Annotated in this window: 14 protein-coding genes; 5 read left to right on the top strand and 9 right to left on the bottom strand. The window is 55.1% G+C overall.

What is annotated here, in order from left to right:
• Window positions 1-54: 54 nt before the first annotated feature.
• The 3 genes from msrA to QOL67_RS02735 all read right to left on the bottom strand — a co-directional run bounded on the left by msrA (window position 55) and on the right by QOL67_RS02735 (window position 2,253).
• On the bottom strand, window positions 55-717 hold the full coding sequence (gene msrA, locus QOL67_RS02745) for a peptide-methionine (S)-S-oxide reductase MsrA (protein ID WP_283424406.1): 663 nt from the start codon (window positions 715-717) through the stop codon (window positions 55-57).
• 100 nt (window positions 718-817) lie between these two features.
• Window positions 818-1,474 (bottom strand): sugar transferase, encoded by a 657-nt coding sequence (locus QOL67_RS02740; protein WP_283424405.1) that lies wholly within the window; start codon window positions 1,472-1,474, stop codon window positions 818-820.
• On the bottom strand, window positions 1,471-2,253 hold the full coding sequence (locus QOL67_RS02735; protein WP_283424404.1) for an NAD-dependent epimerase/dehydratase family protein: 783 nt from the start codon (window positions 2,251-2,253) through the stop codon (window positions 1,471-1,473). Before QOL67_RS02735 ends, QOL67_RS02740 begins: the two co-directional genes overlap by 4 nt.
• A 237-nt stretch (window positions 2,254-2,490) precedes the next feature.
• Between QOL67_RS02735 and QOL67_RS02730 the strand changes: the two genes are divergently transcribed.
• Both QOL67_RS02730 and QOL67_RS02725 read left to right on the top strand, forming a co-directional pair.
• A complete protein-coding gene (locus QOL67_RS02730) occupies window positions 2,491-3,402 on the top strand; it encodes a D-amino acid aminotransferase (protein WP_283424403.1) in 912 nt (303 codons plus the stop codon).
• A 65-nt stretch (window positions 3,403-3,467) separates the two neighbouring features.
• Entirely contained in the window at window positions 3,468-4,181 is a 714-nt protein-coding gene (locus tag QOL67_RS02725) for a sulfotransferase-like domain-containing protein (protein WP_283424402.1), read from the top strand.
• 35 nt (window positions 4,182-4,216) lie between these two features.
• Here the strand turns inward: QOL67_RS02725 and QOL67_RS02720 are convergent, their stop codons facing one another.
• The 4 genes from QOL67_RS02720 to QOL67_RS02705 all read right to left on the bottom strand — a co-directional run bounded on the left by QOL67_RS02720 (window position 4,217) and on the right by QOL67_RS02705 (window position 9,026).
• The gene (locus QOL67_RS02720) at window positions 4,217-4,498 is read right to left on the bottom strand and encodes an SCP2 sterol-binding domain-containing protein (RefSeq protein WP_283424401.1); all 282 of its coding nucleotides are present in this window, start codon (window positions 4,496-4,498) and stop codon (window positions 4,217-4,219) included.
• Window positions 4,499-4,561: 63 nt separating this feature from the next.
• Window positions 4,562-5,962: an efflux transporter outer membrane subunit gene (locus tag QOL67_RS02715; protein WP_283424400.1), complete on the bottom strand. Its 1,401-nt coding sequence runs from the start codon at window positions 5,960-5,962 to the stop codon at window positions 4,562-4,564.
• Between the two features lie 31 nt (window positions 5,963-5,993).
• Window positions 5,994-7,643 (bottom strand): mechanosensitive ion channel family protein, encoded by a 1,650-nt coding sequence (locus QOL67_RS02710; RefSeq protein WP_283424399.1) that lies wholly within the window; start codon window positions 7,641-7,643, stop codon window positions 5,994-5,996.
• 156 nt (window positions 7,644-7,799) lie between these two features.
• Window positions 7,800-9,026: an argininosuccinate synthase gene (locus tag QOL67_RS02705; RefSeq protein ID WP_283424398.1), complete on the bottom strand. Its 1,227-nt coding sequence runs from the start codon at window positions 9,024-9,026 to the stop codon at window positions 7,800-7,802.
• A 150-nt stretch (window positions 9,027-9,176) separates the two neighbouring features.
• Here QOL67_RS02705 and QOL67_RS02700 point away from each other — a divergent pair, with 150 nt between their 5' ends.
• A complete protein-coding gene (locus QOL67_RS02700; RefSeq protein ID WP_283424397.1) occupies window positions 9,177-9,944 on the top strand; it encodes a hypothetical protein in 768 nt (255 codons plus the stop codon).
• 50 nt (window positions 9,945-9,994) lie between these two features.
• On the top strand, window positions 9,995-11,233 hold the full coding sequence (ilvA, locus tag QOL67_RS02695) for a threonine ammonia-lyase IlvA (protein ID WP_283424396.1): 1,239 nt from the start codon (window positions 9,995-9,997) through the stop codon (window positions 11,231-11,233).
• Between the two features lie 145 nt (window positions 11,234-11,378).
• On the opposite strand, the gene QOL67_RS02690 is transcribed toward ilvA, so the two are convergent.
• Window positions 11,379-11,702 (bottom strand): Hpt domain-containing protein, encoded by a 324-nt coding sequence (locus tag QOL67_RS02690; RefSeq protein WP_283424395.1) that lies wholly within the window; start codon window positions 11,700-11,702, stop codon window positions 11,379-11,381.
• A 222-nt stretch (window positions 11,703-11,924) separates the two neighbouring features.
• Here QOL67_RS02690 and QOL67_RS02685 point away from each other — a divergent pair, with 222 nt between their 5' ends.
• Entirely contained in the window at window positions 11,925-13,139 is a 1,215-nt protein-coding gene (locus QOL67_RS02685; protein WP_283424763.1) for a PP2C family protein-serine/threonine phosphatase, read from the top strand.
• Between the two features lie 6 nt (window positions 13,140-13,145).
• Here QOL67_RS02685 and QOL67_RS02680 read toward each other — a convergent pair whose 3' ends face one another.
• The gene (locus tag QOL67_RS02680) at window positions 13,146-13,583 is read right to left on the bottom strand and encodes an NUDIX hydrolase (RefSeq protein WP_283424394.1); all 438 of its coding nucleotides are present in this window, start codon (window positions 13,581-13,583) and stop codon (window positions 13,146-13,148) included.
• Window positions 13,584-13,653: the final 70 nt, after the last annotated feature.

Below are 13,653 nucleotides of genomic sequence, written 5' to 3'. Positions count from 1 at the left end.
TCGCAAAATATCCTGGGGGAGTCGCTTTTGGCGACGGGGGCAAAGCCCCACACCTCAGTGCCCAACAAATGGCGCGTCTGATCCCCAAAGCGCCTTCACCCGCGCATCCCGTCCACAAGCTTTGCGATACCGCTTATACGCCTCGCTCTGTTTTTTAGGCCCAAATCGGGTCAGCACAATTTTGGAGCCTTTGTAATAATCCTGGTGATAGGCTTCCGCCTTGTAGAATTTTCCCTCTTTCAGGATCGGCGTCACGATGGTTTGCCCCAACTGGGCCTGCGCCTTGGCTTTGGCACTATCTGCCAGACCCTGTTCCACCTTGTTTGCCACAAAAATGGCCGACCGGTAGCTGTCCCCACGATCACAAAACTGACCACCGGCATCGGTTGGATCCACGGACCGGAAGAACAGGTTCAGCAGCGTCTCACGGGTCACCGTGTCTGGATCAAAGGTGATTTTCACCGCCTCGTAATGCCCGCTTCCACCTTTGGTGACATCTTTGTAGCTTGGGTTTTTGGTGGACCCACCCGTGTAGCCGGACACCACGCCGCGCACGCCCGGAACACTTTCAAAGTCACTTTCCACACACCAAAAGCAGCCGCCCGCCACCACCAGCGTGTCGGTGCCCATTGCTTGGGCGCGGTGACCGTGTGCCAATCCACCCAGCAAGATGAAAATGGTCAAAGCCAAGGTCTTCAGATTCTGAAATCTTGTCATAGCGACACTCCTTCTTGCCGCCATCTTTTGCGCAACCCTTCTCGCGGCTCAATCCCTTGAAACCCCATGTCACAGCTTGGTGAAGCAAGGTGAAGAGTGGTTACAGCAGCCACTTGCTGCGCCCAGGGCGATAGATCGGTGCAACACGGCGAAACACTGTTGCCACCGTCAAACGCTGATCAAACCCCAATGTACGCCGTTTGGAATACAACAGATCCAGCTGCGCCTTACGTGGCACACAGCGCCGCTCATACACGGCTTCGGTCTCTTCCGGAGTTTCACAGTTTTCCAGCAGTTGTTCTTCTGTCCGGTGGTACATCAACGTCGCCAATCCGGTCACGCCTGGGCGGTCTTTGAGAACTTCGGCGTAAAGCGTAGGAAACCGCTCCACATAGCGGCGCAATGGCGGGCGTGGGCCTACAAAGCTGATGTCACCTTTCAGGATATTGAACAGCTGCGGCAACTCATCCAGGCGGTACCGCCGCAAGGTTTTGCCTGTTTTGGTGATCCGATGTGTTTTATCACCGCCGGACACGCCGCTGTCTTGATCCACGTTTTTCATGGTTCGAAACTTTAGGAGCTTGAAGCCCTGCGTTGGCGTCTTCATGCGCTCAGACACATACAGGATTGGCCGCCCATCCCGGATCAAGATCATCGCCGCCACAATCAGCATTACCGGCCATAAAATCAGCAACAGAAACAGCACCCATCCCAGGTCCATCATCCGCCGCCCAAAGGTGGTGCCCGGTCCAATCATTCTGCTGCCTCTGTTAACTTGCGCCACTGCGCAATCATCTCTTCGGGCGGTACCACAAGTGTCTGCCCCGTCAACCGCCGAAGCCGCGCCACCGACAAGGAGACTTCAGCAACCGCGGTCTCTGGCGCTGTCCGCCACACAAACGGGCAGTCAACAGCGTCTAGCAACTCATGCATCGCCACCGGATTGGAGGACGCCACATTCACAATCTCAGGGAAGGAGTCGGTTGCCAGAAGCGCTGCCACAGCTCGCCAGATGACTGACGGCGTGGCATAGCTTCGGATTGGGCTTTGGCCGATACCAAACGCGTCCAGTGTCATTGGTTGGTCGTGTTGGATAGCGCCAAACAGACTGTCTGCGCCCACAACATTGGCAAGCCGCATCACGCAGGAATTAGGCATTTCGGATTTGTCATTTGAGTCTGGAAAAAGGCTCTGTTCCATCTCAATTTTGGCAATGCCATAAGCATTGAGCGGCGCCAGAGCGCTGTTCTCTGACGCCTCCCGTACGGGACCATACACTGCGCTGCTGGAGCAATGCAGCACCCGCGCCGCGCCGCAGTCCTTGGCGATCTGCACGGCTTGATGGGCCAGTGTGATGTTATCAGACAAATCGCCCTGTCCCGGCACCACACCCCACAGTGCCAATACGGCGTCAGCTTTGGGCGGCGGGCCTTTGGAATAAACCCAGTCAACGCTGTCGCCAGCCCGCCGCGCACCCCAAACTATCTGCCATCCGGCCAACACGTCAGGCGACGCAACGATGCATGCCCTGAGCAAGCGCCCAAGCTTCCCGGTGCTGCCCAACACCAACAGAGTTTTTTTTGTAGAAAGGTCAGCAGACCCGGGTTCTGTCACAGAAGTCAAAAGTCAAAGTTCCAAATAAATTTCCTGTTCTAAAGTGCCGTCACGACACCTGCTGTCAACCGCATGAAACGTATCCAATATGTAAAATTCAGCTTGGAAACCCCGCAGCACAACGATAGCGTCCCGTGACTTTGCCACAGGGAGCGCTCCATGACCGATCACGTCACCACCCACCAGGCCGCCGAAGATGCCCGCAACGAAGAGATTAAGATCTGGCTGAATGGCCGCGTTGTGCCCAAGGCCGAGGCGATGGTGTCGGTGTATGACAGCGGTTTTATGTTGGGGGATGGTGTGTGGGAAGGTTTGCGCCTTTATAACGGCCATTGGGCCTTCTTGGGCGAGCACATGGACCGCCTGTTTGAGGCGGCCAAAGCCATCGACTTGGACATTGGACTGGACAAAGCTGGCATGATCGCCGCGTTGGAGGCCACCCGCGTTGCCAACGACATGACCACAGACGCCCACGCCCGCCTCATGGTCACCCGTGGCATAAAGACCCGCCCGTTTCAGCACCCGTCGCTGAGTCAGCAAGGCCCGACGGTGACCATCATTATGGAACACTCCAAACCGTCGATCCCGCGTCCGATTCGCTTGGCCACTGTGCCGCACATCCGCGGCTTGCCAATGACCCAAGACCCCAAATTAAACTCCCACTCCAAGCTCAACTGCATCCTTGCGTGTATCGCGGCGGAGAAAGCGGGCGCGGACGAGGCGTTGATGCTCGACATCAATGGTTTTGTGAACACCACCAACGCCTGCAACTTCTTCATCATTCGCAAAGGGGCGGTTTGGACCTCGACGGGCGACTACTGCATGAATGGTATCACCCGCCAAAAGGTCATCGACGTTTGCCGCGCGGATGGCATCCCGGTTTATGAGCGCAACTATTCCCTGGTGGACACCTACGGAGCGGATGAGGCTTTCCTCACTGGCACCTTTGGTGCACAGACCCCAGTCAGCGAGATTGATGGGCGGTCGATTGGCAACGGCGACATGGGCGAGATGACAAAGCACATCCGCAGTCTCTACAAAGACCTCGTCGTGAAAGACGCAAAGCCGTAATTCCGAAATTCGCACTGTCGCGTTACAGCCGCGATACCGACGCAAAACCGATAGGAGTTTGCCCCGTGAAAATTGCCATGTGGAGCGGCCCCCGCAACCTCTCAACCGCGATGATGTACGCCTTTGGCAACCGCGCAGATTGTGCCGTGGTGGACGAGCCTTTTTACGCTGCTTACCTCGCCATGACCGGGTTGGAGCATCCAATGGGCAAAGAGATTTTGGCGTCCCAAGATCAAGATCCAGCCAATGTGGTCGCTGACCTTGTTGGGCCTAACCCCACCGGAAAGCCACATTTCTATCAAAAACACATGACGCAGCACATGATTTCTGGCGTACCGCGTGATTGGATGCGCGAGGTCACCAATGTGTTCCTGCTGCGCCACCCCGCCCGCGTGATCGCGTCTTATGCGGACAAACGCGAGAATCCCACGCTCACAGACATTGGCTTCCCACAGCAAGCAGAGCTGATGAAATTGGTCTCAAGCTGGGGCCAAAACCCAATTGTGATCGATAGCCATGACATCCGTGATGATCCGCGCCTCATGCTGGAAAAGCTCTGTGATGCCATTGGCTTGGGATTTGATGACGCTATGTTGTCATGGCCCAAAGGCGGCCACAAAGATGACGGTGCGTGGGCGTCACATTGGTACAGCGCAGTTTGGAACTCCATTGGATTTGCCGGGGCCGAAGGCCCGCTGCCAGAGGTTCCGGAGAATTTGCAGCCGGTCCTACAAGCGGCGCTTCCCCTCTATGAAGAGATGAAAGCGCATAAGCTTTAACAAGAAAGGGCGGGGATGATCCCCGCCTCGTTGTCTTAGGTCAGCAGCTGGCCCAGCTTCATCGCTGTGCCCATGTCACCAGAGACTTTTAACTTGCCCAGCATCAGCGCGGTTGTGGGTTTTAGATCACCCGCCAGAAGTTTCACAAGGTTGTCCTCGGAAATCGACACGGTGCAATCGGTCTCGCGGTCTTCCTGAGTGGCGGTGTTGTCCGCCAGCACAACAACCCCGGCATCGCCGCAGTCAAATTTCAATGAACCGTCAAACGTCCGGTCTTTTAACCCCTCGGCCATTTGAGCCGCGATTTGTGCCAACATGTGATCTTCCCTAAGTAACCAGTTCACCCAAGTGGTTGCAGCCAACCCTTGGTGACGCAAGGGTTACGTGGGGCCACTTAACGAACCGTTAAAACTCCCGCCAAGCGCGACATTCAAATCCACAAAATCAACTGCTCTGTTTCGCAAGTCCAAGGCAGCCTGATTTTCAGTGTCCAAAAAGGCGCGCTCCGCATCCAAAACCTGAAGGAAAGAGGCTTGTCCGGAGGCATATGCCTTGCGCGCCAAACGCAACACCTCTGCCGCTGCTTCTACCGCCTTTTTGGACAGCTCCACTGCGCGTGTGTTCTCGCGCAAGGCAAAGAGCGAACTACGCACCTCTTCCACGGCCAGTACAATCTCTTTTTCCCAAGCGGCTTTGCGTTCCGCCACCAGGCCTTTGGCGGTTTCCACTTTCCCGCGCCGCACTGGCAGGTCGTACCAGGGAATGTCCAAATCGATGCGCAGGAAGGCCGCCAAGGGATCAAACCCCGAGCTGCCCCCGGACACGTTGATATTGCCGGTTAAACCCAGGCTCGGATACAAGTCCGCTTCCGCAACCCCAACCAGCGCCACGGCTTCTGCCAGTTTCTTTTCGGCATAAACCACATCCGGCCGGTTGCGCAGCAAATCCGCTGGCACCCCGGTTGAGACAACGCTGGTTTTTGGGCTGGGCTGTGGCGCACGCACATCCAGATCATCCCGTTCTGCCAATTCGGTACTGCCAACCAAGGCGGTGACACGATTGACCATACGCACAAACAGAATGCGAGCATCCGGCACCGCGGAGCTTGTGCGCAACACCAGCGCATTGGCTTGTGCTACATCCAATTCAGTTGCGCCGCCTTCTTCCGCCAACGCCTTGGTGGCTTTGAGCGTTTCTTCGCGACTGTCCAAAACACGGTGCAAGATACGTGCCAATTCCTGCGCGTAGCGCATATCTGTGTAGGCGGTGACTACCTCATCCACATACAACAGCGTCCACACATCCAGATCGGCATAGCTGGCTTCCAGTCGTGCAAAAGCCGCCTCTTTCTCCCGTTGCAGTTTGCCAAACAGGTCCAGCTTCCACTTGGCTTCGGCGCGCACAAATCCCGAGGTTTCAGCGGCATCTCCGCCGCCGCCACTTCGCCTGACTTCACTTACCCGACTGGAGCCGCCAATCGGAAAGCCTGCAGAGGCCAAAATACCCTGCGACTGCTGGATACGGGCTGCAATCCGTTGAATGTCTTTGTTGTTCTCCAGCCCGTAGCCCACGATTGTGTTCAGCAAGGAGTCGTTGAACGACGTCCACCACTTGGCATCATGTTTGCGCACGCCACCGGACGGTTGTTTCTTCAGGAAGCTTTTGGCAAGTTTGGTCTCGGGTCGTGCATATTCCGGCCCGGCTGGCGCGATAGCACAGCCGGACAGCAAACCAAGCATCATGCTGCGTCGTGTCAGGCTGCTTACAAAAGCTCTGCTCATCTTGTTCCTGCGGCGCCGTTGTTGCGACGCCTTATGCTTTTTGAGCGGCTGCTTCTGCCGCTGTTTCATGGGCTAACGGTTCGTCCCACTCGACTTCCGATATCTTTAATTCTGGTGTGTCCGTTTCATAGTTGGGTGTCATAATCTGAACGCTGTTCTCATTAAACACGTCTGTGATGTTCTTGTGCAATTCACTTAACAACAACGGCAAAGAGGAGCCACGTGTTGTAAACGCGTTGATCTGGTAATTGGTGGCAAAGTCCAGCAATCCAGTCACCAAAACGAAAGGTTCTGGCGACTTTTTGAGCCCCTTTGTACGCCGTGCCGCCTCAATTAGCATGGCCTCCACCTTCTTGCGCGGTTCTTCATAGCCAATGCCGACGGTGGTGTGCAGCAGCAGACCCTTGCCATCAATCTTGGAAGAGTAGTTGATCACCTCAGAAGACAGCAATGTGGCATTAGGGATTGAGATCAGCTCATTTTTCACCGACCGCAAATAGGTCTCCATCAACCGGATTTGCATGACATCGCCATAATGATCCCCCACACGAATACGATCGCCAACATTCATCGATCGTTTGTAGAGCACAAATAGCCCGGCCAACACGTTGGAGATCACAGAGTTTGAGCCAAGCGAAACCATTATACCGACCAGAATGGTTAGCCCCTGGAAGGCAGCAGAATCCGATCCCGGAATATAGGGAAAACAAATCACCGCAGCGGTGAGAATGATCGCGCCTCGGATCAGGTTGTAGGTTGGCCAGACCCAATGATCCTCAAATGTCTTGAGCTCGATAACCCCTTTGTCGACGCTTTCAAAAAACAAATACACAGCTTTGATCATCCAGCGTGCAATGGCAGCAATGATCAGGATGGTGACCAAATTGGGCACGTAGCTGACAAAGCCCATCATCAATTCAAGAATCGGGTCGGTTACATACCGGATCAGCAGCTCCGCAATCGGCCGTGTATTGGGAAAGGAGTGCAGCACAAACGACAGGTAGTAATAAAATCCTGTGAACAATGTGATGTCGACCAGCAACCGGATCAGGAACTTGGCGATATTGGACACAGCCTGGCTTTGTACGATGTCGCCCGTCGCTTCTTGGATAGCCCGCGTGCGAAGCTCGACAATACCTGCCAACAGGCGTGGAACCCGTTTTCTCAGCCAAAAAAGGATACCGCAATAAAAGGCAAAAATCGCTGACCAAGCCAGTGCTGTCAGCGTGCTGTGAGAAAATGCTTCATCAGTCCGGTTGGCGCGGTACGTTAAGATGGCCGCTTCAATTGCTTCGGCATGCAGGGAGGCGAGCACTGCCAATTCCATCTGTTCGTAATCTGCATCTGCCTGCGTGGTCACGCTGACCATCACGCCATCGGCAAAGATTGTCTGGCCCAGCTCTCCGCGTTCAACGCCCATGACCACAGTTGTGGCTTCACTGCGCTCTGCCACATCGACAATCCGTTTGGCGACCAGCGCCGCGCGCTCCTCCGCGGGCAGGGCAGTAGACCCTCGGACCGCAAACAGTTGCTCGCCGTCCACTTCAACGGCTTGAACAAAGACGTCGTCATCAACCGCGGGTGGGCCTGGCTCTTCGACCACTTCTTCTTGCGCCCAGGCAAATCCAACGCTCAGCAGAAAGACCGCAAAAATGCGCAAAAAATATGTGAGTGTCCCCATTCAACTGCCTCCCCGGCGCAGTCATGTTCCTGTCATATCGCCTTTCAGAAACGCTAGCCGTCATCCTGCCCATCTCAAAGGGTTTTTTCGGATCGGCAAATGGGAGACACAAAAAAGCCCGCCACATTGGGCGGGCTTTCTCGGAATTGGGTTGGCTTACTTTTGGGTGCGTTTGTTGCGCATCGCAATCAACTTCAGACGCAGTGCTTGCAGTTGGATAAAGCCTGCCGCGTCTTTCTGATCATACGCGCCTGCATCGTCTTCAAAGGTCACGTGCTCCTCAGAATAGAGCGAGTGGTCAGACCAGCGGCCCACGGTGGTGGCGCTGCCTTTGTAGAGTTTCACACGTACAGTGCCGGTGACATGCTCTTGGCTCTTGTCGATCGCCGCCTGCAGCATTTCGCGCTCAGGCGAATACCAGAAGCCGTTGTAGATCAGCTCTGCATACTTTGGCATCAGCTCATCTTTCAGGTGCATCTCGCCACGGTCCATGGTGATGGATTCGATGCCGCGGTGCGCTTCAAGCAACACAGTGCCGCCGGGCGTTTCGTAGATGCCGCGTGACTTCATGCCAACAAAGCGACCCTCAACAAGGTCCAGACGGCCAATGCCGTGCTTGCCGCCATATTCGTTCAGCTGAGTCAGCATGGTCGCCGGGCTCATCGCCTCGCCGTTGATGCTGACCGGGTCGCCTTTTTCAAAGCCAATCTCGATGAACTCCGGCTCGTTTGGTGCGTCCTCAGGGTGCACGGTGCGCTGATAGACATAATCCGGTGCCGCAACGGCTGGGTCTTCCAGAACCTTACCTTCGGACGAGGTGTGCAGCAGGTTTGCGTCCACAGAGAACGGCGCTTCGCCACGTTTGTCTTTGGCAACCGGGATTTGATTTTCTTCGGCAAATTCCAGCAGCTTGGTGCGCGAGGACAGATCCCACTCACGCCAAGGGGCAATCACCTTGATGTCCGGGTTCAATGCATAAGCCGCCAGCTCAAAACGCACCTGATCGTTGCCTTTGCCGGTTGCGCCATGTGCCACGGCGTCTGCGCCAGTCGCTTCGGCAATCTCAACCAGACGTTTGGAGATCAGCGGACGCGCAATCGAGGTGCCCAGCAGGTACAGACCCTCATAGACCGCATTGGCGCGGAACATCGGGAAGACAAAGTCGCGCACAAACTCTTCGCGCACATCTTCGATGTAGATGTTTTCAGGCTTGATGCCCAAGAGTTCCGCCTTTGCGCGGGCGGGTTCAAGCTCTTCGCCCTGACCCAAATCCGCGGTGAAGGTCACCACCTCACAGCCGTATTCGGTTTGCAGCCATTTCAGGATGATCGAGGTGTCCAGGCCACCGGAATAGGCCAACACAACTTTCTTCGGAGCCGACATGTTACTTCCCTTCGTCCATATATCGCCTGCGCGATAACGGTTTTTGTGCCTATGGGCAAGAAGAGCGCAGTGTTGTGCTTGCTTTTGTTGATTGATGTCTGACAGATGTGGGTGAAATTAGGATAAAACACTATCGCTAAGAGGTATTCGATGCAGGGGTGGAAACTGTTTATTCATGCGGTGCGCATGGTTGTTGGAAACTGGCGGGATGCCATTCGAATTTTCTGGGCGCCTTGTGTTCTGATGGGGTTACTCTTTTTGGGTTTGATCCGAGCCATGTCTAACATCTTCGGAGAAAACTTCTCAGAAACTGGCACGATTGCTGGGACTCCGTCTGGCGGATCGATTGGTCTCAGTTTTCTGCTCATGTTGTTGATGTTTTTTGTAATCGGCTGGGGCATCGTAGCGTGGCATCGCTTTGTTTTGGCCGAGGAGCAGCAATCTGGGCTGATCCCGCAATTTCACTTGGGCCGAATACTTGCCTATTTCGGGCGACTCTTCCTGCTCGGCTTAGCTTGCGCAATCTGCGCTATTCCTCTGATGATGATTGGCACATCTGTTATGGGGTCCGGTTCCATTGCCGGAACACTGGCGGTTCTGTTTGTGATTTCTGTTCTGACGTCTGTTTTGATGTATCGTTGGGTCGCCATTCTGCCGGCCGCTGCGCTTGGCAAACCATTGACCTTTGGCGAAGCCTGGAGTGCCACCAGTGGCGCCACAGGTGCAATTCTCGTTCTTATGTTGACGGTATGGGCTGTCAGTTATGGGGGGCAATACTTGGTGCAAGCCATTTATGGCATTTCGCCCTTCGTCGGTACCGCAGTGGACATTGTGTTCACGGCTTTGGTGGGTTTGGTGAATATTAGCATTCTGACCACGTTTTATGGCCACTACGTCGAAGGTCGTTCGATCGACTGATCAGAGACCTTCCTCTTGCCAAAACCTTTAGCTTCGGCCACTCAGGGCACATGAGCGAATTTCGTAAATGTGCCCGCACTGCCGAAGCCGCCATGCGCAGCGTTTTCCCCGCCACGCCTCTGCAGCTGAATGCCCACCTCTCTGCCCGCTTTGGTGCCGACATTTGGCTTAAGCGCGAAGACCTCACACCGGTGCGGTCTTATAAGTTGCGCGGCGCATTCAACGCCATGTGCAAGGTGCGCACCGAAAACCCTGAACAGCGGATATTTGTCTGCGCCAGCGCGGGCAACCACGCGCAAGGTGTTGCCTATATGTGCAAGCACTTTGACGTGATGGGTGTGATCTTCATGCCCGTCACCACCCCGCAACAGAAGATTTTCAAGACGCAGGTCTTTGGCGGAGACAATGTCGAAATCCGCCTTGTTGGGGACTATTTTGACGACACGCTGGCGGCAGCGCAGGCCTATTGCACGGAGGTGGGCGCCGCTTTTTTGTCGCCGTTTGACGACGAAGATGTGATTGAAGGCCAGGCTTCGGTTGCAGTGGAAATCGAAGACCAGCTTGGGCGTGTTCCAGACCACATCATTCTGCCGGTAGGTGGCGGGGGGCTCTCCTCTGGGGTCTACAGCTACTTTGGTCCTGCGCTGGGCTACACTTTGGTCGAACCTGAAGGCGGCATGAGCCTTGCTGCTGCTTTGGAAGCCGGTCATCCAACCACTTTGGCGCATGTTGACAGTTTTGTGGATGGCGCAGCGGTGGCGCGCATTGGGGACAAAACCTTTTCCCGTCTCGCCGACATGTCGCTCTCCAATGTTTCTGCTGCACCTGAAGACCGCATCTGTGCCACCATGCTGGAGATGTTGAACGTCGAGGGCATCGTGCTGGAACCTGCCGGGGCCTTGGCCGTCGATGCATTGGTCGATGTGGCGGATCACATCAAAGGCAAAACCGTGGTCTGCGTCACCTCCGGAGGCAATTTTGATTTTGAGCGTTTGCCTGAGGTCAAAGAACGGGCGCAGCGCTATTCTGGAGTGAAAAAATACTTCATTTTGCGCATGCCACAACGTCCTGGAGCCTTGCGGGACTTTCTCGAAACCCTTGGTCCAGAAGATGACATCGCGCGGTTTGAATATCTCAAGAAATCAGCGCGTAACTTTGGCTCGGTTTTGATCGGAATCGAAACCACCAAACCGGAAAACTTCGAGGCATTGTTTCAGCGTATTGAGGCGGCTAGCATGACCTATACTGACATCACCAATGATGAAACGCTTGGTCAGTTTGTACTCTAGCACTGTCGCATCGCGCCCTTTGGATGCCACCGGTGGCCAACCCCTCTCAAAAGAATCAAAGACCGGCCTAAGCTGAGGCTTAGGTCGATCAACTGGGGTCTGGGAACAGAGCCTGCCGAATTCGGCAATTTCAGGGGGGCATCTTTCAGGCGGCAGCGAGTTTTTGCGCAAACACACCTTTGCTGTCTTCAAAAGATGCGAGGATTGCAGGAACATCCACCGTGTCGCCTTTTCCGGCGGCCGCGGCCGCTTCGCCAGCCTGGCAAAGCTGAGAGAACGTCCGAAATCCAAGATTCAATGCGCCGCCCTTCAGGAAATGCAGGTCTGCTTCGAGATTGGCGATATCTGGAGTGTCACGCAGCCGGGAAATAACATCCTCAACCTCGTCAAGAAAGAGCTCCACCACTTCACCAAAATCTTCCACGCCGATTTCGTCGCGCAGTTCTTCCACTCGTTCCCAGTCAATCATGGGCATTTCCTCATTATTCACCCCTAGACAGTGACAGAAAAGTGTTAACAAATCCTACACGATAAAATTTGAACTATCTCATTTTTACTTTTGACGGCATGTTAAGTAGCAAGACCATAGTTATGTTACGAAAGAAGTCAAAACTTGAGCGAAGGTCAGGGAAGTTTGTCGACCAACACTGTTCAATCTACTGAGAGTAATGTGGCGCCTGATATCGGCGTCATTAAGCGTGTGTTGTTGGTGGACGACAGCCGCGTGCAGCGCCGTATTTTGAGCCTGTCGCTCAAGCGGGATGGCTATGAAGTTATCGAGGCGGCCTCCGGCCAGGAAGCGCTCGACATCTGTCGCGACGAGCTGCCGGATCTCATTCTGTCGGACTGGATGATGCCAGGAATGTCGGGTCTGGAATTCTGCCGCGCCTTCCGAGAGCTGAGCACAGATACCTATGGCTACTTCATTCTTCTGACCTCCAAGAGTGAAAAAACTGAGGTTGCTCAAGGCTTTGACGCCGGAGCGGATGACTTTCTGACAAAGCCTGTGAACGGCTACGAACTGCGCGCGCGGATTTCCGCCGCGGAGCGTATCCTGCGCATGGAGCGTGAACTCACCGACAAGAACAAAGTGATCTCGGAAACGCTGGACGAGCTTCAACGTCTCTACGACTCGCTGGACAACGACTTGCTCGCAGCCAAGAAGCTGCAGCAATCTCTTGTGCCCGAACGGTTCAAAGATTTTGATCGTGCGGCGGTCTCTCTGCTGCTGCAATCTTCCGGCCATGTGGGTGGCGATTTGGTCGGTCATTACAAGATCAGCGACACGCGAATCGGTTTGTATGCAATCGATGTGTCGGGGCATGGAATCAGCTCTGCGTTGATTACCGCGCGTCTCGCGGGCTACTTATCCGCGACATCTCCGGAACATAATGTGGCGATGCACGTGTTACCTGATGGCACCACAACACATCTTCCGCCCGCCGAAGTTGTTGCCCGTCTTAACGAAATCATCCTCGACGAGATGGAGACCGAGCATTATTTCACCATGTTGCTCGCCGATGTCGATCTCGCCACCGGACACGTCATCCTTGCACAAGCCGGTCACCCGCATCCCGTGATCCAACGCGCCGATGGCTCCATTGAGCAAGAAGGCCCTGGCGGATTGCCTGTGGGTTTGATCCCAGGGGCTGAGTTCTCACAGTTCAGCATCGACCTCAATAAGGGCGACCGCCTGTTCCTATTGTCAGATGGTGTGACTGAATGCCCGGACACCGGTAATGGCTTGCTGGGCGAAGAAGGTCTTGAGGCCCTGATGGTCGATCTCGCTGGTCATGACCTCGAAGACACCTTGCAGGCCATGGTTTGGAAGCTTGATGAGTTCTCCGGCGGCAAAGGCTTTCCGGATGATGTCTCCGGCATCCTGCTGGAATATCGCGGCGACTAAGCCGTTCTATCGCAGAAACCGTGCAGCAAAATGCCGGTCTCCGGCATTACCAAGCTGCGCAACCGCCTCTTCGATGCCCATCCACACCGCCTCATGTCCCGGTTCGCTTGGCGGGCCGATCCGCAGGGTGGGTGTGGCCAGATAGATCGTACAGAGTTTCTCGGCCCAAAGGTCATACTCTGGCATATAGGTAAACCGCCGAAACGCGCCCAACCGTCGTGGTTTGGCAATGCGATACCCGGTTTCCTCAAACACTTCGCGCACCAAGGCCACAACCGGGCTTTCTCCCGGATCAATGCCGCCACCTGGCAGTTGGAATTCTGGCGTTGGGTCAGCCTGATGGGTGAGCAGCATTTGGTCGCCCTGAAGCAAAACCGCATAGGCCCCAGGGCGCATCGTATAGCGCACATCTTTGCGTGGCGGTGTCCCGAAACGTGGTATCATGCGTGAAACCTCTTTTTGTCGCCCTTGCTGGCCCTATATAGTCGCGGTATGGCAAGGGAAGGCCGATAAG

The organism is Shimia sagamensis (assembly GCF_900182745.1).
Taxonomy (GTDB): Bacteria; Pseudomonadota; Alphaproteobacteria; order Rhodobacterales; family Rhodobacteraceae; genus Shimia; species Shimia sagamensis.
This window is presented reverse-complemented; position numbering and strand designations above follow the sequence as displayed.

What these genes read in the sequence shown, in the direction of transcription:
- QOL67_RS02710 (WP_283424399.1), bottom strand. Translation starts at nt 7,643, where the DNA reads ATGGGGACACTCACATATTTTTTGCGCATTTTTGCGGTCTTTCTGCTG.
- msrA (WP_283424406.1), bottom strand. Translation starts at nt 717, where the DNA reads ATGACAAGATTTCAGAATCTGAAGACCTTGGCTTTGACCATTTTCATC.
- ilvA (WP_283424396.1), top strand. Translation starts at nt 9,995, where the DNA reads ATGAGCGAATTTCGTAAATGTGCCCGCACTGCCGAAGCCGCCATGCGC.
- QOL67_RS02730 (WP_283424403.1), top strand. Translation starts at nt 2,491, where the DNA reads ATGACCGATCACGTCACCACCCACCAGGCCGCCGAAGATGCCCGCAAC.
- QOL67_RS02690 (WP_283424395.1), bottom strand. Translation starts at nt 11,702, where the DNA reads ATGATTGACTGGGAACGAGTGGAAGAACTGCGCGACGAAATCGGCGTG.
- QOL67_RS02715 (WP_283424400.1), bottom strand. Translation starts at nt 5,962, where the DNA reads ATGAGCAGAGCTTTTGTAAGCAGCCTGACACGACGCAGCATGATGCTT.
- QOL67_RS02700 (WP_283424397.1), top strand. Translation starts at nt 9,177, where the DNA reads ATGCAGGGGTGGAAACTGTTTATTCATGCGGTGCGCATGGTTGTTGGA.
- QOL67_RS02720 (WP_283424401.1), bottom strand. Translation starts at nt 4,498, where the DNA reads ATGTTGGCACAAATCGCGGCTCAAATGGCCGAGGGGTTAAAAGACCGG.
- QOL67_RS02740 (WP_283424405.1), bottom strand. Translation starts at nt 1,474, where the DNA reads ATGATTGGACCGGGCACCACCTTTGGGCGGCGGATGATGGACCTGGGA.
- QOL67_RS02705 (WP_283424398.1), bottom strand. Translation starts at nt 9,026, where the DNA reads ATGTCGGCTCCGAAGAAAGTTGTGTTGGCCTATTCCGGTGGCCTGGAC.
- QOL67_RS02680 (WP_283424394.1), bottom strand. Translation starts at nt 13,583, where the DNA reads ATGATACCACGTTTCGGGACACCGCCACGCAAAGATGTGCGCTATACG.